This is a genomic window from Actinophytocola sp., assembly GCF_036555685.1.
Taxonomy (GTDB): domain Bacteria; phylum Actinomycetota; class Actinomycetes; order Mycobacteriales; family Pseudonocardiaceae; genus Actinophytocola.
The window spans coordinates 1-22,385 of sequence record NZ_DATBKY010000099.1 but is presented as its reverse complement, the minus strand read 5'-3'; the positions used below and the strand labels follow the sequence as shown (position 1 = coordinate 22,385).

The 22,385-nt window shown below is 69.3% G+C and carries 24 protein-coding genes, 1 tRNA gene and 1 pseudogene; 21 read left to right on the top strand and 5 right to left on the bottom strand.

Annotated features, from left to right (window positions below; translation table 11 throughout):
• Window position 1: 1 nt before the first annotated feature.
• Window positions 2–400: an FAS1-like dehydratase domain-containing protein gene (locus VH969_RS10235; RefSeq protein ID WP_331973436.1), complete on the top strand. Its 399-nt coding sequence runs from the start codon at window positions 2–4 to the stop codon at window positions 398–400.
• Window positions 400–819 carry a MaoC family dehydratase gene (locus VH969_RS10230; protein WP_331973435.1) on the top strand — a complete coding sequence of 140 codons (420 nt, stop codon included), beginning with the start codon at window positions 400–402 and terminating at the stop codon, window positions 817–819. The genes VH969_RS10235 and VH969_RS10230 overlap by 1 nt, the downstream gene beginning before the upstream one ends.
• A 104-nt stretch (window positions 820–923) precedes the next feature.
• On the opposite strand, the gene VH969_RS10225 is transcribed toward VH969_RS10230, so the two are convergent.
• Both VH969_RS10225 and VH969_RS10220 read right to left on the bottom strand, forming a co-directional pair.
• The gene (locus VH969_RS10225; protein WP_331973434.1) at window positions 924–1,931 is read right to left on the bottom strand and encodes an amidohydrolase family protein; all 1,008 of its coding nucleotides are present in this window, start codon (window positions 1,929–1,931) and stop codon (window positions 924–926) included.
• On the bottom strand, window positions 1,928–2,317 hold the full coding sequence (locus tag VH969_RS10220) for a metal-sulfur cluster assembly factor (protein ID WP_331973433.1): 390 nt from the start codon (window positions 2,315–2,317) through the stop codon (window positions 1,928–1,930). Before VH969_RS10220 ends, VH969_RS10225 begins: the two co-directional genes overlap by 4 nt.
• A gap of 134 nt (window positions 2,318–2,451) precedes the next feature.
• Here VH969_RS10220 and VH969_RS10215 point away from each other — a divergent pair, with 134 nt between their 5' ends.
• Entirely contained in the window at window positions 2,452–3,198 is a 747-nt protein-coding gene (locus VH969_RS10215; RefSeq protein ID WP_331973432.1) for an IclR family transcriptional regulator, read from the top strand.
• 22 nt (window positions 3,199–3,220) lie between these two features.
• On the opposite strand, the gene VH969_RS10210 is transcribed toward VH969_RS10215, so the two are convergent.
• Window positions 3,221–4,459: a pyridoxal phosphate-dependent aminotransferase gene (locus tag VH969_RS10210; protein ID WP_331973431.1), complete on the bottom strand. Its 1,239-nt coding sequence runs from the start codon at window positions 4,457–4,459 to the stop codon at window positions 3,221–3,223.
• A gap of 205 nt (window positions 4,460–4,664) precedes the next feature.
• Between VH969_RS10210 and VH969_RS10205 the strand changes: the two genes are divergently transcribed.
• The 5 genes from VH969_RS10205 to rplA all read left to right on the top strand — a co-directional run bounded on the left by VH969_RS10205 (window position 4,665) and on the right by rplA (window position 7,618).
• Window positions 4,665–4,737: transfer RNA gene (locus tag VH969_RS10205), tRNA-Trp, on the top strand.
• Window positions 4,738–4,779: 42 nt separating this feature from the next.
• The gene (gene secE / locus VH969_RS10200; protein WP_331973430.1) at window positions 4,780–5,268 is read left to right on the top strand and encodes a preprotein translocase subunit SecE; all 489 of its coding nucleotides are present in this window, start codon (window positions 4,780–4,782) and stop codon (window positions 5,266–5,268) included.
• A gap of 72 nt (window positions 5,269–5,340) precedes the next feature.
• Window positions 5,341–6,204, top strand: coding sequence for a transcription termination/antitermination protein NusG (gene nusG, locus VH969_RS10195; RefSeq protein WP_331973429.1), 864 nt, complete (start codon window positions 5,341–5,343; stop codon window positions 6,202–6,204).
• Between the two features lie 62 nt (window positions 6,205–6,266).
• Window positions 6,267–6,698 (top strand): 50S ribosomal protein L11, encoded by a 432-nt coding sequence (gene rplK, locus VH969_RS10190; RefSeq protein WP_331973428.1) that lies wholly within the window; start codon window positions 6,267–6,269, stop codon window positions 6,696–6,698.
• Window positions 6,699–6,892: 194 nt separating this feature from the next.
• Window positions 6,893–7,618 carry a 50S ribosomal protein L1 gene (gene rplA, locus VH969_RS10185; RefSeq protein ID WP_331973427.1) on the top strand — a complete coding sequence of 242 codons (726 nt, stop codon included), beginning with the start codon at window positions 6,893–6,895 and terminating at the stop codon, window positions 7,616–7,618.
• A 169-nt stretch (window positions 7,619–7,787) separates the two neighbouring features.
• Here rplA and VH969_RS10180 read toward each other — a convergent pair whose 3' ends face one another.
• Both VH969_RS10180 and VH969_RS10175 read right to left on the bottom strand, forming a co-directional pair.
• The gene (locus VH969_RS10180) at window positions 7,788–8,672 is read right to left on the bottom strand and encodes a S1 family peptidase (RefSeq protein WP_331973426.1); all 885 of its coding nucleotides are present in this window, start codon (window positions 8,670–8,672) and stop codon (window positions 7,788–7,790) included.
• A 318-nt stretch (window positions 8,673–8,990) separates the two neighbouring features.
• A complete protein-coding gene (locus tag VH969_RS10175; RefSeq protein WP_331973425.1) occupies window positions 8,991–9,890 on the bottom strand; it encodes a hypothetical protein in 900 nt (299 codons plus the stop codon).
• A 308-nt stretch (window positions 9,891–10,198) separates the two neighbouring features.
• Between VH969_RS10175 and rplJ the strand changes: the two genes are divergently transcribed.
• From rplJ to VH969_RS10110, 13 genes and pseudogenes are all read left to right on the top strand, one after another.
• Window positions 10,199–10,741 (top strand): 50S ribosomal protein L10, encoded by a 543-nt coding sequence (rplJ, locus tag VH969_RS10170; protein WP_331973424.1) that lies wholly within the window; start codon window positions 10,199–10,201, stop codon window positions 10,739–10,741.
• Between the two features lie 123 nt (window positions 10,742–10,864).
• Complete coding sequence (gene rplL, locus VH969_RS10165; protein WP_331973423.1) at window positions 10,865–11,257, top strand: 50S ribosomal protein L7/L12; 393 nt, start codon at window positions 10,865–10,867, stop codon at window positions 11,255–11,257.
• Window positions 11,258–11,402: 145 nt separating this feature from the next.
• Complete coding sequence (locus tag VH969_RS10160) at window positions 11,403–12,563, top strand: ABC transporter ATP-binding protein (RefSeq protein ID WP_331973422.1); 1,161 nt, start codon at window positions 11,403–11,405, stop codon at window positions 12,561–12,563.
• The gene (locus VH969_RS10155) at window positions 12,560–13,354 is read left to right on the top strand and encodes an MlaE family ABC transporter permease (RefSeq protein ID WP_331973421.1); all 795 of its coding nucleotides are present in this window, start codon (window positions 12,560–12,562) and stop codon (window positions 13,352–13,354) included. The genes VH969_RS10160 and VH969_RS10155 overlap by 4 nt, the downstream gene beginning before the upstream one ends.
• Window positions 13,355–13,357: 3 nt before the next feature.
• Window positions 13,358–14,197, top strand: coding sequence for an MlaE family ABC transporter permease (locus VH969_RS10150; protein ID WP_331973420.1), 840 nt, complete (start codon window positions 13,358–13,360; stop codon window positions 14,195–14,197).
• Window positions 14,194–15,531: an MCE family protein gene (locus VH969_RS10145; protein ID WP_331973419.1), complete on the top strand. Its 1,338-nt coding sequence runs from the start codon at window positions 14,194–14,196 to the stop codon at window positions 15,529–15,531. Before VH969_RS10150 ends, VH969_RS10145 begins: the two co-directional genes overlap by 4 nt.
• The gene (locus tag VH969_RS10140) at window positions 15,528–16,562 is read left to right on the top strand and encodes an MCE family protein (protein ID WP_331973418.1); all 1,035 of its coding nucleotides are present in this window, start codon (window positions 15,528–15,530) and stop codon (window positions 16,560–16,562) included. Before VH969_RS10145 ends, VH969_RS10140 begins: the two co-directional genes overlap by 4 nt.
• Window positions 16,559–17,551, top strand: coding sequence for an MCE family protein (locus VH969_RS10135; protein WP_331973417.1), 993 nt, complete (start codon window positions 16,559–16,561; stop codon window positions 17,549–17,551). The genes VH969_RS10140 and VH969_RS10135 overlap by 4 nt, the downstream gene beginning before the upstream one ends.
• 118 nt (window positions 17,552–17,669) lie before the next feature.
• Window positions 17,670–18,863 carry an MCE family protein gene (locus VH969_RS10130; protein WP_331973416.1) on the top strand — a complete coding sequence of 398 codons (1,194 nt, stop codon included), beginning with the start codon at window positions 17,670–17,672 and terminating at the stop codon, window positions 18,861–18,863.
• Entirely contained in the window at window positions 18,863–20,020 is a 1,158-nt protein-coding gene (locus VH969_RS10125) for an MCE family protein (protein WP_331973415.1), read from the top strand. Before VH969_RS10130 ends, VH969_RS10125 begins: the two co-directional genes overlap by 1 nt.
• Window positions 20,020–21,291 carry an MCE family protein gene (locus VH969_RS10120; protein WP_331973414.1) on the top strand — a complete coding sequence of 424 codons (1,272 nt, stop codon included), beginning with the start codon at window positions 20,020–20,022 and terminating at the stop codon, window positions 21,289–21,291. Before VH969_RS10125 ends, VH969_RS10120 begins: the two co-directional genes overlap by 1 nt.
• A 36-nt stretch (window positions 21,292–21,327) precedes the next feature.
• On the top strand, window positions 21,328–21,960 hold the full coding sequence (locus VH969_RS10115; protein ID WP_331973413.1) for an Rv1363c family protein: 633 nt from the start codon (window positions 21,328–21,330) through the stop codon (window positions 21,958–21,960).
• 16 nt (window positions 21,961–21,976) lie between these two features.
• A pseudogene (locus VH969_RS10110) lies at window positions 21,977–22,385 on the top strand (hypothetical protein); the annotation flags it as partial.

Here is a 22,385-nt window from a genome sequence, read left to right as displayed (position 1 = left end):
GATCTATCAGGTCGGCCGGGAGAAGATCCGGGAGTTCGCGGACGCCATCGGCGACCCGCAGCCGATGTACCGCGACGCCGACGCCGCCAAGGCCGCCGGGCATCCGGACGTCATCGCCCCGCCGACCTTCGTGATGGTCCTGTTCAACTCCTACGCCCTCGAGGCCGTCGTGCGGGACGAGGGCCTCGGGCTCCACTACGACCGCATGGTCCACGGTGACATGTCGTTCGACTACGCGCGGCCCGTGCAGGCCGGTGACCGGCTGGCGGTCACCACGCACATCGACGAGATCATGTCCCGCGCCGGCAACGACTTCCTGATCCTGCGCGCGGACATCGACACGGCCGACGGCGAGCGTGTGGTCACCGCGAAGGCCCAGCTCGTGGTGCGGGGCGAGTGATGGCCGAGACCGCGCAGAAGATCACCGCGGGCTCCGAGCTGCCACCGCTCGAGCTGCGGGTGCGCCGGGCGGACCTGGTCCGCTACGCGGGCGCGTCCCTGGACTTCAACCCCATCCACTGGAACGACCGGGTCGCCGACGAGGTCGGCCTCCCGGGCGTGATCGCGCACGGCATGTACACGATGGCCATCGCCGGCCGACTCGTCACCGACTGGCTGGGCGACCCGGGCCGGCTCGTCGAGTACACGGCACGCTTCATCCGCCCGGTGATCGTGCCGAACGACGCCGACGGCGCGCTGGTGGAGCTCTCCGGCAAGGTGCGAGACGTGCGCGAGGACGGCACCGCGCGCGTCGACATCACGGCCAGGTTCGACGGCAAGGCCGTGCTGGGCAAGGCCATCGCGATCATCCGCGTCTAAACGCGCACCGTCCAGCCGAAACGCAACCAACACTGAGTGACGCCTTCCGGGCATCCGAACAGTCCGGAAGGCGCCACCCACCGGCGGGGACCGGGCCGGTTCTCTCAGGCGCGGCTACGGCCGAGCTTCGCGCGGGCCGTCTCCACGTCCATGCCGTGCAGTCGCAGTAGATTCTCGCCGAGGATCTTGCGCTTCGCCGTGTCCGTGAGCTGCGGGTAGCCGTAGCCCTCGCACAGATCCTGCGGGATCTGGAAGTCCATGAACGCGCGGAGCGCCCACTGCGGGTGGAACAGCGGTGCCTCACTACCGTAGATGATCTTGTCCTCGCCGCACCAGAAGAGCAGCTTGCCGAGGATCTCGGCGAACATCCGCGGCGAGCGCACGACGAAGTTGATCGTCGCGGCGATCGACGCGTACAGGTTCGGGTAGCGGATCAGCTGCCAGCACGTCTCGTCCAGGAACGGCAGTCCGACGTGGAAGATCACGAAGTTGATGTCGGGGAAGTTCGCCGCCGCGCCGTCCATGTCCCAGGTCTGCGTGTGCTCGATCGGCTGCGGGCCGAGCGGCACGCCCTTGTGCACGCCGATCAGGTTGACGCCGAGCTCCTGGGCCTTCTCGAAGACCGGGAACGCGATCTTCGGGTCGTCCATCCGCCACGGGAACGGCGACCCGTAGTCGTAGCGGACGTTGTAGAACTTGAACGCCTTCGCGCCGAACTCGCCGACCTGGCGCTCCATCAGGTCGAGCGCCCGCTTGCCCTCCAGCGGGTTCACCGAGCCCCACAGGACCGTGCGGTCCGGGTCGAGCGCGGCGAGCTCCGCGCACTCCTCCCACGGGGAGAGGCCGTCGGCGAACAGGTCGGTCAGCGGTAGCGGCATGGCCACGAGCATGTCCGTGTCGGACTCCTCGTAGACCTGGTGGCGGATGTCCTCGATGGTCCAGTTGCGCAGGAACTGCTCGGCCGACAGCGTCTCCGCGTCGTCCGGGGTGAGCGTCGCGTGGAAGGCGTAGAGATGGTTCGCGAACATCTCGCCCGGTTTGCCGAACGCGTTCTTCGCCTCGAAGTTGAACGGGTGCGCCACGCCGTCGAACACGAACGCGTCGTCGATCATGACCGGTCTCCTTCCAGAGCACGGGGTTGGTGCGCGGCGATGTAGGCGTCCCGGTCGGCGACGGCGACCGGGTCGGGCAGGAAGCGGAGCTTGCCGCGGGCCGAGTCGGACAGCCGGTCGGTGGTCCACGGCGTGTCCCACACGACCTCGATGTCGGCGGAGTCGATCTCGGGCAGCTGCTCGATGCGGTCCCGCACGTCGGTGAGCACCCGCGCCGCGAACGGGCACCAGCCGGACGTGAGGAGCAGCTCGACCCGGGCGTGCCGGCCGGCCACGGACACGGTGTGCACCAGGCCCATGTCGACCACCGAGATGCCCTTCTCCCGGCAGCACGGGTCGAACACATCGGACAGCGCGGTCAGGAAGCGCTGCGGGATCTCGTCCATGCATCGAGGCTCGCAGCGTGCCCGGCGGGGAGGAAGAGCGCGGTTTTCACATGGCGAAAAGCGGCCGAGTGGCGGGTGCGTGTGAGGTGACGCAAACTGGTGGTTCCGGTGCCGGGCACGCGGGACGGTGAGGCATGCGTGACGAAGAGCCCTCCGACCTCGTCAGGTCGGTCTCGCGTGCGCTGCGCATCCTCGAGGAGGTCGGGGCGAGCCACGCGCCGCTGACGGTGAAGGCGATCGCCCGGCGCTGCCGGCTCAACCTGTCGACGACCTACCACCTCGTGCGCACCCTGACCTACGAGGGCTACCTCGTCCGCGACCGCGACGGCCGGTACGTGCTGGGCTCCTCGGTGGCGCGCCGGTTCCACGACCTGCAGGCGACGTTCGACCAGCCGCCCGAGGTGCACGAGGTGCTCCGCCACCTCTCGGCGATGACGTACCGCACGGCGTACCTCGGCCGCTTCGTGTCCGGCCGGATCCTGATCACCGACCTCGTCGAGGGCCCGAAGTCGCCGTACCTGGAGGACCTGGAGGTGGGCCTGAACGTGGCCGCGCACGCGACGGTGATCGGCAAGGTGCTGCTCTCGTCGCTGCCGCGCGCGGGCCGGGCGGCGTACCTGGCCGAGCAGGGCATGCGCCGGTTCACGTCCCGGACGCTGATCGACACGGACTCGCTGGAGGCGGAGCTGGCCGGGCTCACCGCGGGCCGCCCGGTACTCGAGCACGGCCAGTTCCGGGACGGTGTCTCGTGCGTGGGCGCGCTGGTACGCCGGCCCGGCGACCCGTGGGCGGTGGTCGCGTCGACCCGAGCCGACGAGGTCCAGGCGGACGTCATCTGGCACACGATGCGCGCGGCCGAGGACCTCGCACCGGCGCGGTAGCAACCCGCCTCAGCCGGACCTCTCAGTCCCGGGCAGGCGGAACAGCTTCGCGGAGGAGGTCGCCCATGCGGCGGATGCCCGTGGTCAGGTCGTCGTCGCCCAGGGCGTAGGACAGGCGGAAGTAGCCCGGCGTCCCGAAGGCCTCGCCGGGGACCACCGCCACCTCCGCGTGCTCGAGCACCAGCGCGGCCAGCTCGACGCTCGTCGCCGCGACCGAGCCGCGGATCGACTTGCCGAGGAGCTCGCGCACCGACGGGTAGACGTAGAACGCGCCCTGCGGCGTCGGCACGTCGATGCCGGGGATCTCCGACAGCAGCTTCACGATCGTCCGCCGCCTGCGGTCGAACGCCTCGCGCATCTCGTGCGCCGCGTCCAGCGGGCCCGACACCGCCGCGAGCGCGGCCCGCTGCGACACGTTTGCGACGTTCGACGACAGGTGCGACTGCAGGTTTGCGGCCGCCTTCGTGACGTCCGCCGGGCTGATCATCCAGCCCACCCGCCAGCCGGTCATCGCGTACGTCTTGGCCACGCCGTTGACCACGATGCAGGTGTCCGCGAGCTCGGGCACGACGACCGGCATCGACGCGGCCGTCACGCCGTCGTAGGTCAGGTGCTCGTAGATCTCGTCGGTGATCACCCAGATGCCGTGCTCGACCGCCCACCGGCCGATGGCCTCGACCTGCTCGCGCGGGTACACCGCGCCGGTCGGGTTGGACGGCGAGCAGAACAGCAGCGCCTTCGTCCGCGGCGTGCGCGCGGCCTCCAGCTGCTCGACCGAGGCGAGGTAGCCGCTCGACTCGTCGGTCAGCACCGGCACGGTCACACCGCCGGCCAGCGCGATCGACTCGGGGTAGGTGGTCCAGTACGGCGCCGGCAGCAGGACCTCGTCGCCCGGGTCGATGATCGTGGCGAACGCCTGGTAGACGGCCTGCTTGCCGCCGTTGGTGACGAGTACCTGACCGGCCGCGACCTCGTAGCCGCTGTCACGCCTCGTCTTCGCCGCGATCGCCTCGCGCAGCTCGGGCAGGCCGGCCGCGGGCGTGTAGCGGTGGTTGCGGGGATCGCGGGCCGCCTCGACCGCCGCCTCGACGATCGCGGGCGGCGTCGGGAAGTCCGGCTCGCCGGCGCCGAAGCCGATCACCGGGCGGCCGGCGGCCTTGAGCGCCTTGGCCTTCGCGTCCACCGCCAGCGTTGCGGACTCGGCGATGCCACCGATCCGGGCGGAGACTCGACGCTTGCTGGGGGCGGTGCTGTCAGCCATACGGAAATCGTCGCAGATCGGCCGATCGGATTAACAGTCGCCCGGTCAGTGTTGTACTGGTGCGTCCAGCGGGGGCGTGGTTGCGGGCCGCGTCTGCGCCTGCCGTACACTCTTGAACTTGGAAGTTGCCGACCTCACCCCACGAAGAACAGTGGGGTGGGTTGAATGCGTCCAAGACCGCGCGGCTGAGCGATCGGCCTCGCGAAGGGGTGTAGCTCAACTGGCAGAGCAGCGGTCTCCAAAACCGCAGGTTGCAGGTTCAAGTCCTGTCACCCCTGCGTCAGACGCAAGGTGCGGACCCATCGAGCGGAGGAACTGGCGTGGTTGACGACCGGGACAAGGAACGGGAAAAGGGACCGGAGCGCCCTTCTCGTCCGGTCACCGCCGCAGCGCGGCGTGAGCGCCGTGCGTCCGCTCGCCCTGTCGCGAGGAAGGACACGACGGCCGACGAGAAGTCGACGGCGTCGAAGCCGGCCGGGTCGGACAAGACCGACAAGCGCAGGGACAAGGGCACGGACAAGGCCAAGGTCCGGGGTAAGGGCAAGGACGAGTCCAAGGCCGCACGCGGCGAGCACAAGGGACGGCCGACGCCTAGCCGGGACCGCAAGGACGCCCGGCCGGGGCTGCTCTCGCGGACCGCCCGCTTCCTGCGTGAGGTCGTCGCCGAGCTCCGCAAGGTCATCTGGCCGACACGCAAGCAGATGATCACGTACACAGCCGTCGTGCTGGTCTTCGTGGCCTTCATGGTGGCGCTGATCGCATTGCTGGACCTCGGGCTCGCCAAGGGCGTGTCCGCACTGTTCGGCTGAGCCGCGCCCATCCGGGTGCGCCTGGCTCAGTGGACAGGGCACGCGATCGATGAAAGGAAGCGAGACCGAACAGTGAGCTCCGAGAACGGCGCTGCTGGCAGCCAGGAGCTGACCAGCTTCAGCGGCGGCGTGGACCAGTTCGACGAGGAGGCGGTCGCGGCCGCCGAGGCCGCCGAGCCCGCGGCCGACGCCGCGAGCACGGACGGCGCCGACGAGGCCGGACAGGCCGTCGACGAGATCCCAGACGAGACCGCAGACGAGACCACAGACGAGACCACAGACGAGGCCGACGGCGCGGTCGACGAGGCCGGCGCCGAGGAGGAGGCCGACCCGGTCGCCGAGATGCGCGACGCCCTTCGCCGGGCGCCCGGCGAGTGGTACGTCGTGCACTCCTACGCCGGCTACGAGAACAAGGTCAAGACCAACCTCGAGACCCGAATCCAGACCCTGGACATGGAGGACTACATCTTCCAGGTCGAGGTGCCGACGGAGGAGGTCACCGAGATCAAGAACGGGCAGCGCAAGCAGGTCCAGCGCAAGGTGCTGCCCGGTTACATCCTCGTCCGGATGGATCTAAACGACGCCTCGTGGTCCGCGGTGCGTAACACCCCGGGCGTCACCGGCTTCGTGGGTGCGACGTCCAAGCCGTCGCCGCTGACCATCGACGAGGTGCTCAAGTTCCTCCTCCCGCAGGTGGAGGAGGCCAAACCGGCAACGGCGGGCAAGGGGACGGCGGCGACGCCGGCCAAGGGCCCGGTCGTGGAGGTGGACTTCGAGGTCGGCGAGTCGGTCACCGTCATGGACGGCCCGTTCGCCACGCTCCCCGCCACGATCAGCGAGGTCAACGCCGACGGCCAGAAGCTGAAGGTCCTGGTGTCGATCTTCGGCCGGGAGACTCCGGTCGAGCTGTCGTTCAGCCAGGTCTCCAAGATCTGACCGAGCGGAGCTTGTGGAGCGAGAAATCGTTCGAGTTGCCGAGACACGAAGCAGGGAAAGTAATGCCACCCAAGAAGAAGAAGCTGTCCGCGATCATCAAGTTGCAGATCACGGCAGGCCAGGCCAACCCGGCGCCCCCGGTGGGTCCCGCGCTGGGTCAGCACGGCGTGAACATCATGGAGTTCTGCAAGGCCTACAACGCCGCCACCGAGTCGCAGCGCGGCAACGTGGTGCCGGTCGAGATCTCCGTGTACGAGGACCGCACGTTCGACTTCAAGCTCAAGACCCCGCCTGCCGCGAAGCTGCTGCTCAAGGCCGCGGGCGTCGACAAGGGCAGCGGCGAGCCGCACCGCAACAAGGTCGCCAAGGTGACCTGGGACCAGGTGCGCGAGATCGCCGAGACGAAGAAGGCGGACCTCAACGCCAACGACATCGACCAGGCCGCCAAGATCATCGCCGGCACTGCCCGGTCGATGGGCATCACGGTCGAATAGCAACGAATCGACCAGGCCGCGCAGTGTCGATCAGGACAATCGCGGGCACTGCCCGGTCGATGGGCATCACGGTCGAATAGCAACGAATCGACCAGGCCGCGCAGTGTCGATCAAGACAATCGCGGGTACCGCCGACACAGAACGCGTGGGAGAGCCGGGTGCTGGCTCGCAACCACTGACGTAAGGAACGAATGATGGCAAAGCACAGCAAGGCCTACCGTCAGGCAGCGGAGCTGGTCGACCGCGAGCGGCTGTACTCGCCGCTCGAGGCGGCGAAGCTCGCCAAGGAGACCTCCAAGGTCAAGATGGACGCGACCGTCGAGGTCGCGATCCGGCTGGGTGTCGACCCCCGCAAGGCCGACCAGATGGTGCGCGGCACGGTGAACCTGCCGCACGGCACCGGCAAGACCGCGCGCGTGATCGTGTTCGCCACCGGTGACAAGGCCAACGAGGCCGTCGCCGCCGGTGCGGACGAGGTCGGCGCCGAGGACCTGATCGAGCGCATTCAGGGTGGCTGGCTCGACTTCGACGCGGCGATCGCGACCCCCGACCAGATGGCGAAGGTCGGCCGCATCGCCCGCATCCTCGGCCCGCGTGGCCTCATGCCCAACCCCAAGACCGGAACCGTGACGCCGGACGTCACCAAGGCCGTCGCCGACATCAAGGGCGGCAAGATCAACTTCCGGGTGGACAAGCAGTCCAACCTCCACCTGGTGATCGGCAAGGCGTCCTTCGACTCGGACAAGCTGGTCGAGAACTACGCGGCCGCGCTGGACGAGGTCCTGCGGGCCAAGCCGTCCGCGGCCAAGGGCCGGTACCTGAAGAAGGTCACCTTCTCCACGACCATGGGCCCCGGCATCCCGGTGGACCCGGCCCGCACCCGCAACATGCTGGCCGACGACTTGTCCGCCTCCTCGTAATTCAAAGTGTCGCGTGCGTTTCGACGCATCTGGCGGTTTTCGGGTTGTCGGTGGCTGGCTTGCGCCACGTCCCCTGAGGTTGCCGCTGGTCGGGACTAGCCAAGAACGGCGCCCCCGGGAAACCCGGGGGCGCCGTTCTTATCTCCCTGTGGGTGGGATCAGCCGATGATCAGCCGCCGATGGTGGCGCCCGTCGCAGCCAGCGCGGTGGTGACCGGCTGGAAGAACGTCTCGCCGCCGTTGGTGCAGTCGCCGCTGCCGCCGGAGGTCAGGCCGATGGCCTGGCCGTCCTGGGTGAACAGCGAGCCGCCACTGTCGCCGGGCTCGGCGCACACGTCGGTCTGGATCAGGCCCGTGACGGTGCCCTCCGGGTAGGTCACGGTGGCGTTCAGGCCGGTGACCGTCCCGTCGTGCAGACCCGTCGTGCTGCCCATGCGGAAGACCTGCATGCCCTCCTGGGCCTCGCCCGCACCGGTGATCGCCACCTCGCCCTGATCGGTGTTGACCGTGCTCGGCGCCTGCGTCGCCGGGTCGTCGTAGGTGACCAGCGAGAAGTCACCGTCGCCCGGGAACGTCGCCTGCGAAACGGTGGCGATGGGCGCACCGCCCTGGCTGTCCGACCACTGGTCGAACGCGACACCGCAGTGGCCCGCGGTCAGGAACGCCGGAGCTCCGTCCGACGTCGTGACGTTGAAGCCCAGCGAGCAGCGGGCACCGTCGGCGAAGATCGCGTCGCCGCCGGCCACGAAGAGCTGGAACTCACCGGACGTGCGCTTCAGCGTCGCCACGTTGTCGCCCATGGAGTCCACAGTGGACTGGAGCTGGTTCCATTCCTGCTGGTCGATCGTGCTGTCGGCAAGGACCTCGATCTGGTTCGTCTCCGGGTTGACCGACCAGGCGGTGCCCGGCATCCGGGCCTCGTCCCACAGCATGTCCTGGCCGTCCTGCAGCGTCTCCGCGGTGACCTGCGGCGCGGACTGGTCGTCCGACGCGTAGGCCTGCGGCAACGTCACGGCCAGTGCCGCGAGCGCTATCGCGCCGGCACCGGCGAACAACGCCTTCTTTTTCGATACGCCTCGATGTTTGGCGCCCAACTCCCCGACCTCCTTGGCTTTGCATTCGTACGAATGGGGCCACCCATAGATACGGACAGGTGTGAACCTCGGTTCACGTTAGGTGCAGGTCAGCGAATTTTCGACCCCGCCGATCGTAGGGTCGAAGTTGCCCAGGCGACCGCGCTGACCAGCGGATATGTCGGCGCTGGCGGGGCGAGAAGAGGTGCGGGAAATTGTTACTGACGGGTAGATCGGCCTGTACTCTTTCCCGACTTTCGTCGGGTGGCGCGATTTCCGAATGTGTGTTGACCGGCCTATTCAGCTTGTCGCCGGAGCGGTCGGGACGCCGGCGCAGCCGTCCGGCTCGGCCTGGTGCGCGGTCACGATGTACTGGCCCTCCTGCGAGCCCGGGATCTTGTCCACGGTGAACTTGCCGAGCGGCGGCCCGCCCGCGACGCCGAGCGCGCACGAGCTGATCGTCACCGGCTCGTCGCTCGGCTCCGGGCTGATCGAGAAGAGCTTGCTCGGGTTCGCGTACTCGTTCTTCATGTTCTTCTCGTCGACGCCGGTGTGGATCGCGGCGACGATGTCCTCGCACGAGGCGCCGTACCGGTGCAGGTGGTCGGCGAACTGCGCCCGCGCCTGCGGGGTGAACCGCTTGCACGCGCTGCCCGGCTCGCCCTGCGCGACGTCGTCGTAGATCTTCTGCACGGCGGCGCGCGGGTTGGTCTCGAAGAGCAGGGTGTTCTTGGTCTTCTGGCCGCCGACCTCGCTCGCCTTCGGCTGGTCGGGCGGGCCGCCGAGGAAGTAGTCGACCGCGAGGTAGCCGCCGACGACGAGCAGCGCGGCCACGATGAGCGCGGTGGCCAGCTTGCCGCCGAGCGAGCGGAGCGCACGCTGCCAGGCCGGGCGCCGCTTCGGCGGCGGGCCCCACGGCTGCAGGTAGCCGGGCGGGGGCGGGTCGCCCTGTGGGAAGCCCTGCTCCTTCTGCTGGCGCATCAGCTCCTGGAACTGCTGGAACTGCTGGAACTGCTGGAACTGGCGGACGGCCTCGGGATCGATGGCCGTGGGCTCGTTCGGCGGCCGGACCGACAACTCGCCGCCCGAGGTGGCGGGCCCGCCGGGCACGGCGGGCGTACCGGACGGCGGCGTCCGCTCCGCATCGCCGGGCGCCGGCCGGCCGGATTGGCCCGGTGGTGGGTGCTCGTTGTCGGCCACGACCTCCATCATGCCGTGCGCGCGCGGTCGCGGAAGGTCATGGGGGGAGGCGCTGGACGGTGCCGGGAGACCACCCCGTATCCTGGTCAGCGGTTCTACCGAAGACCGCTGGTCTCCGTTGCCGGCTTCCTTGTGGAGACGGTACGGACGAAGGCCCCGCGAACGGCGGGCGGCCCGCGCAGGAGAACGAGGTTCGAGCGCGTTCCCGCGCCCTGACGCCCCGTGCTGCTGCGCCGGGGCGTTCGTCGTCTCCACGGGTCTTCTCCGGCGGTCAGCCACATTCGGATCTGCCACGAGAGGAGGCGACCATGGCGAAGGCAGACAAGGTCGAGGCCGTCGCTGAGATCGCGGACAAGTTCCGCAACAGCTCGGCTGCCGTTGTCACCGAGTACAGCGGTCTCACCGTGTCCCAGCTGACGACCCTGCGTCGCGCTCTCGGCACGGGCGCGACCTACCGGGTCGCGAAGAACACCCTCGTCAAGCGCGCCGCCGAGAAGGCTGAGATCCAGGGGCTGGAGTCCCTGTTCGTCGGCCCGACCGCGATCGCGTTCGTCGAGGGCGAGCCGGTCGACGCCGCCAAGGCCCTGCGTGAGTTCGCCAAGGAGCACAAGGGCCTGGTCATCAAGGGCGGCTACATGGACGGCCGCCCGCTCACGGTCGACGAGGTCGAGAAGATCGCCGACCTCGACTCCCGCGAGGTGCTGCTCGCCAAGCTGGCGGGCGCCATGAAGGGCAACCTCACGAAGGCGGCCGGCCTCTTCGCCGCGCCCGCCTCGCAGGTCGCCCGCCTGGCCGCGGCACTGCAGGACAAGAAGGCGTCAGCCGAGCAGGCGAGCCCCGCCGAGAGCTGAGAAACCCAACTGAACGCAATTCAGACGTCGCCCCGGACTCCGCTGAGAGGGTCGGTCGCCGTGGCAAGGCTCCGACCGCCGGGCTGGTCCGAATTGCACTCATTCCAGAAAGGAAACGCCGTCATGGCGAAGCTGAGCACCGACGAGCTGCTCGACGCGTTCAAGGAGATGACGCTCCTCGAGCTCTCGGACTTCGTGAAGCAGTTCGAGGAGACCTTCGACGTCACCGCCGCCGCCCCCGTGGCCATGGCCGCCCCGGGCGCCGTCGCCGGTGGTGGCGAGGCCGCCGCGCCGGAGGAGCAGGACGAGTTCGACGTCGTCCTCGAGTCGGCCGGTGAGAAGAAGATCCAGGTCATCAAGGTCGTTCGCGAGGTCGTCTCCGGCCTGGGCCTGAAGGAGGCCAAGGAGCTGGTCGAGGCCGCTCCGAAGCCCGTCCTGGAGAAGGTCGCCAAGGAGGCCGCCGAGGCCGCCAAGGAGAAGCTGGAGGCCGCGGGCGCGTCCGTCTCCCTCAAGTGACGACCGCACGCTGAGCGTCCGTCAGGGCCGGTACCGACATGGTGCCGGCCCTGACGCCTTTTGCGAACCGGAGACGTGACTCGGTAGTAACCCACGAGCCGCCCGTTCGTTGCACCTGGATGAAACCCATGTTGCAGGAGGTTCGATGGGCGCCGAGGTGGTCGTCGAAGGCCTGACGAAGTCCTTCGGCCGGCAGACCATCTGGCGGGACGTCACGCTCACGCTGCCGCCCGGCGAGGTCAGCGTGATGCTCGGCCCGTCGGGCACCGGCAAGTCGGTGTTCCTCAAGTCCATGATCGGCTTGCTCAAGCCGGACCGCGGCAGCTGCGTGATCAACGGCGTCGACATCGTCACGTGCTCGGAGCACAAGCTCTACGAGATCCGCAAGCTCTTCGGCGTGCTCTTCCAGGACGGCGCGCTGTTCGGCTCGATGAACCTCTACGACAACGTGGCCTTCCCGCTGCGCGAGCATACGAAGAAGTCCGAGGCGGAGATCCGCAAGATCGTCTTCGAGAAGCTCGACATGACCGGCCTCGCCGGGGCGGAGAAGAAACTGCCCGGCGAGATCTCCGGCGGCATGCGCAAGCGCGCCGGGCTCGCCCGCGCGCTCGTGCTGGACCCCGAGATCATCCTGTGCGACGAGCCGGACTCCGGCCTCGACCCGGTCCGCACGTCCTACATCTCGCAGCTGCTGATCGACCTCAACGCGCAGATCGACGCCACGATCCTGATCGTGTCGCACAACATCAACCTTGCCCGGACCGTGCCGGACAACATCGGCATGCTGTTCCGCCGCGAGCTCGTCATGTTCGGCCCGCGCGAGGTCCTGCTCACCAGCGAGGAGCCGGTGGTCAAGCAGTTCCTCAACGGCAGCCGCATCGGCCCGATCGGCATGAGCGAGGAGAAGGACCAGGCGACCATGGAGGCCGAGCAGGCCCAGGTGGACGCCGGCCACCACGACGGCGGCACCGACGACGTGCGCGGCGTGGTCCCGCAGATCGAGCCGACGCCCGGGCTGCCCGAGCGCCAGGGCGTGCGCCGCCGCAAGGACCGGGTCATGTCGATCATCGACACGCTCCCGCGCGAGGCTCAGGACGGCATCATCGACTCGCTGACTCCCGAGGAACGCGAGCGGTACCACGTGCGCAGCAGGCGGTTCGCCACGACCGGCGCGTTCCGTCCCAGCCCGCATCCACGCGGCAACGAGTGGGAGAGCGCGACGGGCGACCTGCACGAGGACGTCGCCAGCCTGCCGAAGTCCGACTGGCGAACCGATCCACCCGCCGGCTCCGGAGAGCGTGCATGACATCTCGGACAGCGGCGCCGACTTTTCCGGGTGCCGGGGCCTTGCGGGAGACCGGCAGGCTGTTCGCCCTGGCCCTGGACGTCATCGTCAACACGTTCCGCCGGCCCTTCCAGGTCCGCGAGTTCATCCAGCAGTGCTGGTTCATCGCGAGCGTCACGATCCTGCCGACCGCGCTCGTGTCGATCCCGTTCGGTGCGGTCATCGCGCTGCAGCTGGGCAGCCTGATCGTCCAGCTGGGCGCGCAGTCGTTCACCGGCGCCGCCGCGGTGCTGGCGATCATCCAGCAGGCCGCCCCGCTGGTGACCGCGCTGATGGTGGCCGGCGCCGGCGGCTCGGCGATCTGCGCCGATCTCGGCGCGCGCACCATCCGCGAGGAGATCGACGCCATGGAGGTCCTAGGCGTCAACCCGGTGCAGCGACTGGTCGTGCCGCGCGTGCTCGCGGCCATGCTGATCGCGGTCCTGCTCAACGGCCTCGTATCGGTCGTCGGCGTGCTCGGCAGCTACTTCTTCAACGTCGTGCTGCAGGGTGGCACCCCGGGCGCGTACCTGGCGAGCTTCTCCGCGCTGGCGCAGCTGCCGGACCTGTGGATCAGCGAGATCAAGGCGCTGATCTACGGCTTCATCGCGGGCGTCGTCGCCGCCTATCGCGGGCTGAACCCCAAGGGCGGTCCGAAGGGCGTCGGCGACGCGGTGAACCAGTCCGTGGTGATCACGTTCCTGCTGCTGTTCTTCGTCAACTTCGTGCTCACGGCCGTGTACCTGACGATCGTGCCGCAGAAGGGGAGCTGATCGATGGCCACCTTCTCCGACACGGCCCGGCGGGCGGCACAGGCCCCGCTCGGCATGCTCGACAAGCTCGGCGACCAGCTGTCGTTCTACATCCGCGCGCTCGCGTGGATCCCGCGCACGCTGCGCCGCTACCTCAAGGAGACGATGCGGATCCTGGCCGAGGTCAGCTTCGGCTCGGGTGCGCTCGCGGTCATCGGCGGCACGATCGGCGTGATGGTCGGCATGACCGTGTTCACCGGCACGGTCGTCGGCCTGCAGGGATACGCGGCGCTGGACCAGATCGGCACGGCCGCGTTCTCCGGCTTCGCCTCGGCGTACATCAACACCCGTGAGGTCGCGCCGCTCGTCGCCGGGCTGGCGCTGTCCGCGACGGTCGGCGCGGGGTTCACCGCGCAGCTCGGCGCCATGCGCATCTCCGAGGAGATCGACGCGCTCGAGGTGATGGGCGTGCCGAGCCTGCCTTTCCTGGTGACCACGCGGATCATCGCCGGGTTCATCGCGGTGATCCCGCTCTACATCATCGGCCTGCTGGCGAGCTACCTCGCGTCCCGGACGATCGTCGTCTACTTCTACGGGCAGTCGGCGGGCACCTACGACCACTACTTCAACCTGTTCCTACCGCCGCAGGACGTGTTCTGGTCCTTCGGCAAGGTGCTGATCTTCAGCGTGGTGATCATCCTCGTGCACTGCTACTACGGCTACCGCGCGAGCGGCGGCCCGGCCGGCGTGGGCGTGGCGGTCGGCCGCTCGGTGCGGACGACGATCGTCACCGCGGCGCTGCTGAACTTCTTCATCGGCTTCGCCGTCTGGGGCACCACCGTGACCGTGAGGATTGGCGGATGAGTCGGGGTTCGACCATGGCCACGGTCCGGCGCCGGCTACTCGGCATCGGGTTCATCATCGTGATCGCCGCGCTGGTGAGCCTGTCGATCGCGTTGTACAACAAGGCCTTCACGCCGGTCGTGCAGGTCTCGCTGACCACCGACAAGCTCGGCAACCAGCTGCAACCGCACGGCGACGTGAAGGTGCGCGGGCTGATCGTCGGCGAGATCCGCGAGATCACCCCGACCGCGCGGGGCTCCGAGCTCGAGCTCGCGCTCGACCCGGACAAGGTCGACGTGATCCCGCGCAACGTCTCCGCCCGGTTCATCCCCAAGACGCTGTTCGGCGACCGGTACGTGGCGCTGCAGATCCCGCAGAGCCCCGACCCGCGGCACCTCGAAACGGGCGACCGCATCGAGCAGGACAAGTCCGCGCCCGCGGTCGAGCTCTCCCAGGCGCTCGACCACCTGCTGCCGGTCCTGCAGGCCGTCCAGCCGGAGAAGCTGTCCACCACGCTGACCGCGATCTCCACCGCGCTCGAGGGCCGCGGCCAGAAGCTCGGCCAGACGCTCGTCGACCTCGGCAAGCTCGTGAAGGAGTTCAACCCGCACGTGCCGCAGCTGACCCACGACCTCAACGCGCTCGTCGACGTCAGCGACACCTACACCGAGGCGATCCCGGACTTCGTCGACGCGCTGTCGGCCCTGACCGTGACCTCGAAGACGATCGCCGAGCAGAAGTCGAACCTGCAGGCGCTGTTCGCCGAGGTGACCAACACCAGCGCGAACCTGGAGTCCTTCCTGCGCGCCAACTCCGACAACCTCATCCGGCTGTCCGACAGCTCCCGCGACACGCTCGAGCTGCTCGCCAGGTACTCGCCGTCCTACCCGTGTTTCCTCAAGCAGATGTCCTCGCTCGTGGACGCGTCCGGCCCGGTGTTCGGCAAGGGCACCAACCAGCCGGGCCTGCACGCGACCATCGAGGTCGTCGTCGACAAGGGACCGTACGAGCCCGGTGTGGACGACCCGGAGTTCAACGAGCACCGCGGCCCCCGCTGCTACGACCCGAAGCAGATGGGCGACCCGTTCCCCGACCAACCGCCGGACGGCGAGCTGCAGGACGGCACGTCGCACGGACCGGCGAACCGCTCGGCGCAGGACGGGATTCTGCCGCCCGGCAACACGTCCCCGTCCAGCGCGGACGCGCCGGGTGCCCTGCCGAACTCGCCGGCCGAGCGTGACTTCCTCGCGCAGCTGCTCGCGCCGAGCCTCGACGTGCAGCCGCAGCAGGTGCCCGGCTGGGCGAGCCTGCTCGTCGGCCCGCTCTACCGCGGGGCGGAGGTGACGTTCAAGTGAGGAGCATCGCCGCATCGCTGCTGAAGCTGATCGTCTTCGCCGTGGTCACGGTGACCGCGACGGCCATCCTGGCGATCAGCATCGCGAACCTGGACCTCAGCTCCACCAACACGTACAAGGCCCGCTTCACCGACGCGACGCTGCTGCTGCCCGGCGACGACGTGCGCATCGCCGGCGTGCGCGTGGGCCAGGTCGAGGACGTCGGCATCGTCGACCGCAAGCAGGCCGAGGTCACGTTCTCGGTGAGCGCGAACAAGAAGCTGCCGGCGAACGTCAACGCGCAGATCAAGTTCCGCAACCTCGTCGGCCAGCGCTACATCTCGCTGACCGAGGGCACCGACGGGAACCCGAACGACGTCCTCGACGCCGGCCAGGAGATCCCGCTCGAGCGCACCCGCCCGGCACTCGATCTCACCGAGCTGTTCAACGGGTTCAAGCCGCTGTTCCGCGCGCTGTCGCCGAACGACGTGAACCAGCTGTCCTACGAGATCATCCAGGTCCTGCAGGGGGAGGGCGGCACGGTCGAGTCGCTGCTCGCCCACACCGCGTCGCTGACGTCCGCGATCGCCGACAAGGACCAGGTGATCGGGCAGGTGATCGACAACCTCAACGGCGCGCTGGAGACGATCAACGCCCGCGGCGACAAGCTGTCGAACCTCATCGTCCAGGTCCAGCAGCTGGTGTCCGGGCTCGCGCAGGACCGCAAGCCGATCGGCGACGCGATCGACGCGCTCGGCGGCCTCGCCGACACCACGTCCGGTTTGCTCACCGAGGCACGCGCGCCGCTGAAGAAGGACATCGCCGCGCTCGGCCGGCTGACGAACAACCTGAACGACAGCGAGGATGTGGTGGAGCACTTCATCCAGTTCCTGCCGGAGAAGACCGCCAAGCTCACCCGCACCGTCAGCTACGGCTCGTGGTTCAACTTCTACATGTGCACGGCCTCGGGCTCGGTCGGCATCCCCGGCATCATCACCCAGCCCATCGACGTGCCCATCACGCAGACGAACCACGCGAGGTGCACGCGATGAGGTCGTTCCGCTCGCGCAACCCGATCCCGATCGGCATCGCCGGCCTCGTCGTGCTGGGCCTCGCGTTCACCGTCGCGATGTTCTCCGACGACCTGCCGATCATCGGTGGCGGCACGAGCTACAGCGCGGAGTTCTCCGAGGCGGCCGGCCTCGAGCCGGACGACGAGGTGCGCATCGCCGGCGTCAAGGTCGGCAAGGTGTCCGATGTGGAGCTCGAGGGTGACCGGGTGGTCGTCACGTTCAAGGTCAAGGACGCCTGGGTCGGGGACAGGACCTCGGCCGCCATCAAGATCAAGACGGTGCTGGGGCAGAAGTACCTGGCGCTCGAGCCGGACGGCCGCGACGTGCTCGACCCGTCCGAGCGCATCCCGCGCGACCGCACGACCGCGCCCTACGACGTGCTCGAGGCGTTCCGCGGGCTCGCCGAGACCACGAACCAGATCGACACCGCCCAGCTGGCGCAGAGCTTCGAGGTCATCTCGCACACGTTCGCCGACACGCCGGACGACGTGCGCGGCGCGCTGACCGGCCTGCAGTCGCTGTCGAAGACGATCTCCTCGCGGGACGACGAGCTCGCCCAGCTGCTCGACAACACCCGCGACATCAGCCAGACGCTGGCCGACCGCGACGCCCAGGTCGTCAAGCTGCTCCAGGACGGCAACCTGCTGCTCGAGGAGGTCGGCAAGCGCCGGGACGCGATCGCCACGCTGCTGTCCGGCACCAAGACGCTGGCCACCGAGCTCAAGGGCCTGGTGGACGACAACAGCAAGCAGCTCAAGCCGGTGCTGACGAGCCTCGACCAGCTCACCGGCATGCTGGCGCGCAACCAGGACGCGCTCGGCCGCGGCATCAAGAACATGGCGCCGTTCGTGCGGCTGTTCAACAACGCCATCGGCAACGGCCGCTGGTTCGACAACTACATCTGCGGCCTCCTGCCGCCGCCGCTGGGCCCGTTGAACGAAGAGGGCTGTTTGGGGAAGAAACCGTGACCGCCGCCCCGGAATTCACCCTTGTGGTCACCTTGAGTCGGTGCAGTCCGGTCAAGCACGTACTTGTGGCCGGGTTGCGTCCCGATCCCCTTGGGTGCGGTTGGGAAGGGGGTCATCCATGACCACTCGTACCCGGTTCGGGCGGGATCTCGCCCGGGGCGTCACCATCGCCGTCGTGCTGGCGCTGGTGGTGGGCTTCGTGCTGTGGTGGCTCCTGATCGACGCGAACCAGCGCCGCTACACGGCGGTGTTCACCGGCGTCGTCGGCCTGTACGAGGACAACGACGTGCGGGTGCTCGGCGTCAAGGTCGGCCACGTCGACTCCGTCGAGCCCCAGGGCGACCTCGTGCGCGTGGCGATGCTGGTCGACCGAGACGTCAAGATCCCGTCGAACGCGAAGGCCGTGATCGTGGCGCCCTCGCTGGTCAGCGACCGGTACGTGCAGTTCAGCCCGGCCTACACCGGCGGCCCGGCAATGGCCGAGGGCACCGTCCTGCCGCGCGAGCGGACCGCCACCCCGCTCGAGGTCGACGACCTCTACGCGAGCCTCAACCGGGTCAGCACCACGCTCGGACCCAACGGTGCCAACAAGAACGGCGCGCTCTCGGATCTGCTCGACACGCTCGCGAAGAACACCAAGGGCAACGGCAAGGCACTCAACGACACGATCACCTCGCTTGGCCGGCTGGGGGAGACGCTGTCCGGCAGCGACAAGGACCTGTTCGCGACCGTCGACAACCTGCAGAAGTTCACCTCCGCGCTGGCCGACAGCGACGACGCGGTCAACCAGTTCAACGAGCAGGCCGCGGACGTCAGCCGCTTCCTCGCCGACGAGCGTGGCGACCTCGCCGCCGCGGTGCGGCAGCTCGGCATCGCCCTCGGCGCGGTGCAGAAGTTCATCGACGACAACCGCGGCCACCTGAAGTCCAATGTGGACAAGCTGGCGTCGGTGACCCACGTGCTCGTCGACCAGCGGGCCGCGCTGGCCGAGGTGCTCGACGTCGCGCCGGTCGCGCTGTCGAACATCATCAACGCCTACAACGGCTCGTCCGGCACGCTCGACGCCCGCGCGGACCTCAACGAGCTGGCCCAGCCGCCGATCGTGACCGTCTGCAACATGATCCGCCAGGGCACGCCGAACAACCTGCCGCAGTTCCTCGCCGACACGTGCGACGAGCTCGCGCCGCTGCTGAAGAAGGCCGCGCCGCTGCCGACGCCGGCCGAGGTGCTGACCGCACTGCAGCAGGGCAAGCTGCCGCCGGTCGCGCTGCCGATGGACAACCTCTCCGGCTACACGGGAGGGGGCCGCTGATGCGCAAGCTCGTGCTCGCTCTCCTCGCCGCGGCCGTGGTCACGTCCGGCTGCAGCTCGTTCACCGGCATCTACGACATCCCGCTGCCCGGCGGCGCGGACGTCGGCGACCACCCGTTCACGGTCAAGGCCCGCTTCAAGGACGTGCTGGACCTCGTGCCGCAGTCCGGGGTGAAGGTCAACGAGGTGCCGGTCGGCCGCGTCGAGGACATCCACCTCGCCCCGGACGGCTGGACCGCCGAGGTGACGATGCTCCTCAACGGCGATGTCGACCTGCCCGACAACGCGCTCGCCATGCTGCGCCAGTCGAGCCTGCTCGGCGAGAAGTACATCGAGCTGTCGCCGCCCCCGCCGAGCGAGGCGACCGGCAAGCTCGCCGACGGCGCGCTGATCCCGATCGAGCGGACGAACCGCAACACCGACATCGAGGAGGTGCTCGGTGCGCTGTCGATGCTGCTCAACGGCGGCGGCATCGAGCAGCTGCAGAACATCTCCCAGGAGATGAACGCGGCGCTCACCGGCAACGAGGCGGACATCCGCCGCACGCTGGGCAGCGTCGACCACCTGGTGACCACTTTGGACGAGAGCAAGTCGGACATCACGCGCGCCATCGACGGCGTCAACCGGCTCGCCGGCACGCTCGACAAGGAGAAGGACAAGCTCGCCGGCGCGATCGACAGCCTCGGCCCGGGCCTGAAGGTGCTGACCGACCAGCGTTCGCAGCTGGTGCGGATGCTGCAGAGCCTGCAGTCCCTGTCCGACGTGGCGATCCGCACGGTCGACGAGAGCCAGGCCGACGTGGTGGCCGACCTCAAGGCGCTCACGCCGGCGCTGTCGAAGCTCGCCGAGGCGGGCGCGGACCTGCCCAAGTCGCTCGAGATCCTGTTCACGATCCCGTTCACCGACGAGGCGATGAACGGCGTGCGGGGCGACTACTTCAACCTGTACGCGAAGATCGACCTGAACCTGCAGGACATCGTCGACAACCTGTCCCGCAGCCGGCGGAGCCCACTGCAGAACGTCCCGATCCTCGGCGACGTGGTGGGCGGCAAGCCGGGCGACGCGGGCGGGCAGCTGCTGCCGGGCAGCCAGCAGCCGGGCGCCTCGCAAGGCGGGCTGGCCGGCATCCTCGACGGGATCCTGGGGGGTGGTGGCTGATGCTCACGAAGCGAGTGCGCCTGCAGCTGATCGCGTTCGTCGTGATCGCGGTGGTCGCCGTCGTGTACGCGTTGTTCCGGTTCACCGACCTGGGCAAGGTGTTCGGCGCCGAGGGCTACACGGTGCGGCTGAACCTGAACGAGTCCGGCGGCATCTTCACCAACGCCGAGGTCACCTACCGCGGCTACAACGTGGGCCGGGTCGGCGACATCCGGCTGACCCACGACGGCCTGCAGGTCGACCTCGACATCGACCCGGACGCGCCGGACATCCCGGCCGACCTGGACGCCGTCGTGGCCAACCGGTCCGCCGTCGGCGAGCAGTACGTCGACCTGCGGCCGCGTCAGAACGGCGGCCCGTTCCTCGACGCCGGCTCGGTGATCGCCGCGGACCGGACGAAGACGCCGGTCGCCACCGACGCGGTCATCCGCGACCTGGACAGCCTGGCGAGCTCGGTGCCGACCGAGTCGCTGCGCACCCTGGTGGACGAGCTGGACAAGGCGTTCTCCGGCACCGGCGACGACCTGCAGGTGCTGCTGGACACCACGTCGGAGTTCACCGCGGCGGCCACCGACCACCTGCCGCAGACGGTCTCGCTGATCGACGACGGCGGCACCGTGCTCGACACGCAGGCCGCGCAGTCGGACAACATCTCCTCCTTCGCCGGCGACCTGAACCTGCTGGCCCAGCAGCTGCGCAAGTCCGACCCGGACCTGCGCCGGCTGATCTCGGCGACCCCGGGAGCGGCCACCGAGGTCACGAACCTGCTCCGCGAGTCGGGGCCGGGCCTGTCCCAGCTGTTCGCGAACCTGCTGACGGTGTCGGACATCGTCGGGGCACGCAAGGACGGCGTGGAGTACACGCTGGTCTCCTACCCGCTGTTCAGCGCGGCCGGGCAGGGCCTGCTTGCCTCCGACCCCGGGCAGGCGCACCTCGGCCTCGTCCTCAACCTGTTCAACCCGCCGCCGTGCACCAAGGGGTACGCGCAGAACCCGCGGCGCAACGGCACGGACACCGGGCCCAAGCCGCAGCCGAACCTGGCGAACACGTACTGCGCCGAGCCGCCCGGCAGCCCGGTCAACGTGCGCGGGTCGAACAACGTGCCGGTCGGGGGCAAGCCGCCAGAGCCCCGGCAGCCCGAGCAGAACGGCGCGACTCCGGGTGGCGGGCAACAGGCCGGCTTCGGGCCGGGTAGCCTGCCCGGCACGCTGACCGAGCCCGGGTCGGCCCGCCAGGCCAGCTTCCCGGAGCTGCTCGGTCTGCCCCGCTGACCCGGGTGGCGCCGGCCGTACCTACCCTGGAGTGCCATGACATCCGCCGACAGTGGAACCGGCGCCGACACCGGCGACACCGGCGTCGACACCATCGACGAGCCGCCGGTGGACGAGCCCGCCGCGGCCGAAGAGCCGGGCGCGCGGCCGCCGTCGCGGCTGCCGGTCATCGCGCTGTCCGTGTCGATCGCCCTGGTGGTCGCCGCGGCCGCGGTCGCGGTCTGGTTCGGGGTCGCCTGGTTCCGGGCGGCGAACGACGACGGCCTGGAGTACTCGGGCAAGCGCGACGAGGTGGACCGGGTGGCCCGGGCCGCGATCGTCACGATGAACGAACTTGACTACCGCAAGCTCGACGAGGGCCTCGAGAACTGGGCCGACGCGACGACAGGCCCGCTGCACGACGAGATCGCGAACCTCAACGCGGACAAGAAGAAGCAGCTCAAGGACGCGAAGCCGGTGACGTCGGCGAAGATCACGTCGTCGGCGGTGAAGGAGCTGGACGACCGGGCCGGCAAGGCGACCGTGATCGCCGCGATCGAGAAGACCGTGCAGACGGGCAACAGCAAGCCCCAGCAGTCCTACCAGCGGATCCAGGCGACGCTCACGCGCACCAAGGACGGCTGGAAGCTCGAGAACCTCGGCCCGGTGCCGTACGCCCAGCCCCAGTAGCGAAAGGACCGCAGCCGTGCCACCGTCTCGCCGCCGCCCGCCCCCCTCCGCGGGGCAGGTGCCGCCGGTCCGCCGCCCGCGGGTGGCCGGCCTGCGCAACCGGCAGGCCCCGGAGACCGAGCCCGAGCGCGAGTCGATGTCCGGCACGCTGGACGTCGAGGACACCGCCGAGCCGACGACCACGACGCCGCAGCACGAAGCCGAGCCGGCCGCGGACCGCACCGGCACGATCGGCGCGGCGCCCACCCGGACCGGCGCCGACGACGATCTGGACGACCACACCGAGGACGACTACACCGAGGACGACCACGGGGCCGAGTACGAGGCCTACGACGAGCGCGACGAGGACCAGGCCGGCGAGGACGAGGTCGACGACGACGCGGCCGCCGACGCCGAGCCCGCGCCGCGGCGCCGGCCGGCCGGCA

Coding starts and splice junctions, on each gene's coding strand:
- VH969_RS10230 (WP_331973435.1), top strand. CDS start 400: ATGGCCGAGACCGCGCAGAAGATCACCGCGGGCTCCGAGCTGCCACCG.
- VH969_RS10225 (WP_331973434.1), bottom strand. CDS start 1,931: ATGATCGACGACGCGTTCGTGTTCGACGGCGTGGCGCACCCGTTCAAC.
- VH969_RS10220 (WP_331973433.1), bottom strand. CDS start 2,317: ATGGACGAGATCCCGCAGCGCTTCCTGACCGCGCTGTCCGATGTGTTC.
- VH969_RS10215 (WP_331973432.1), top strand. CDS start 2,452: ATGCGTGACGAAGAGCCCTCCGACCTCGTCAGGTCGGTCTCGCGTGCG.
- VH969_RS10210 (WP_331973431.1), bottom strand. CDS start 4,459: ATGGCTGACAGCACCGCCCCCAGCAAGCGTCGAGTCTCCGCCCGGATC.
- rplK (WP_331973428.1), top strand. CDS start 6,267: ATGCCACCCAAGAAGAAGAAGCTGTCCGCGATCATCAAGTTGCAGATC.
- rplA (WP_331973427.1), top strand. CDS start 6,893: ATGGCAAAGCACAGCAAGGCCTACCGTCAGGCAGCGGAGCTGGTCGAC.
- rplJ (WP_331973424.1), top strand. CDS start 10,199: ATGGCGAAGGCAGACAAGGTCGAGGCCGTCGCTGAGATCGCGGACAAG.
- rplL (WP_331973423.1), top strand. CDS start 10,865: ATGGCGAAGCTGAGCACCGACGAGCTGCTCGACGCGTTCAAGGAGATG.
- VH969_RS10160 (WP_331973422.1), top strand. CDS start 11,403: ATGGGCGCCGAGGTGGTCGTCGAAGGCCTGACGAAGTCCTTCGGCCGG.
- VH969_RS10155 (WP_331973421.1), top strand. CDS start 12,560: ATGACATCTCGGACAGCGGCGCCGACTTTTCCGGGTGCCGGGGCCTTG.
- VH969_RS10150 (WP_331973420.1), top strand. CDS start 13,358: ATGGCCACCTTCTCCGACACGGCCCGGCGGGCGGCACAGGCCCCGCTC.
- VH969_RS10145 (WP_331973419.1), top strand. CDS start 14,194: ATGAGTCGGGGTTCGACCATGGCCACGGTCCGGCGCCGGCTACTCGGC.
- VH969_RS10135 (WP_331973417.1), top strand. CDS start 16,559: ATGAGGTCGTTCCGCTCGCGCAACCCGATCCCGATCGGCATCGCCGGC.
- VH969_RS10130 (WP_331973416.1), top strand. CDS start 17,670: ATGACCACTCGTACCCGGTTCGGGCGGGATCTCGCCCGGGGCGTCACC.
- VH969_RS10125 (WP_331973415.1), top strand. CDS start 18,863: ATGCGCAAGCTCGTGCTCGCTCTCCTCGCCGCGGCCGTGGTCACGTCC.
- VH969_RS10120 (WP_331973414.1), top strand. CDS start 20,020: ATGCTCACGAAGCGAGTGCGCCTGCAGCTGATCGCGTTCGTCGTGATC.
- VH969_RS10115 (WP_331973413.1), top strand. CDS start 21,328: ATGACATCCGCCGACAGTGGAACCGGCGCCGACACCGGCGACACCGGC.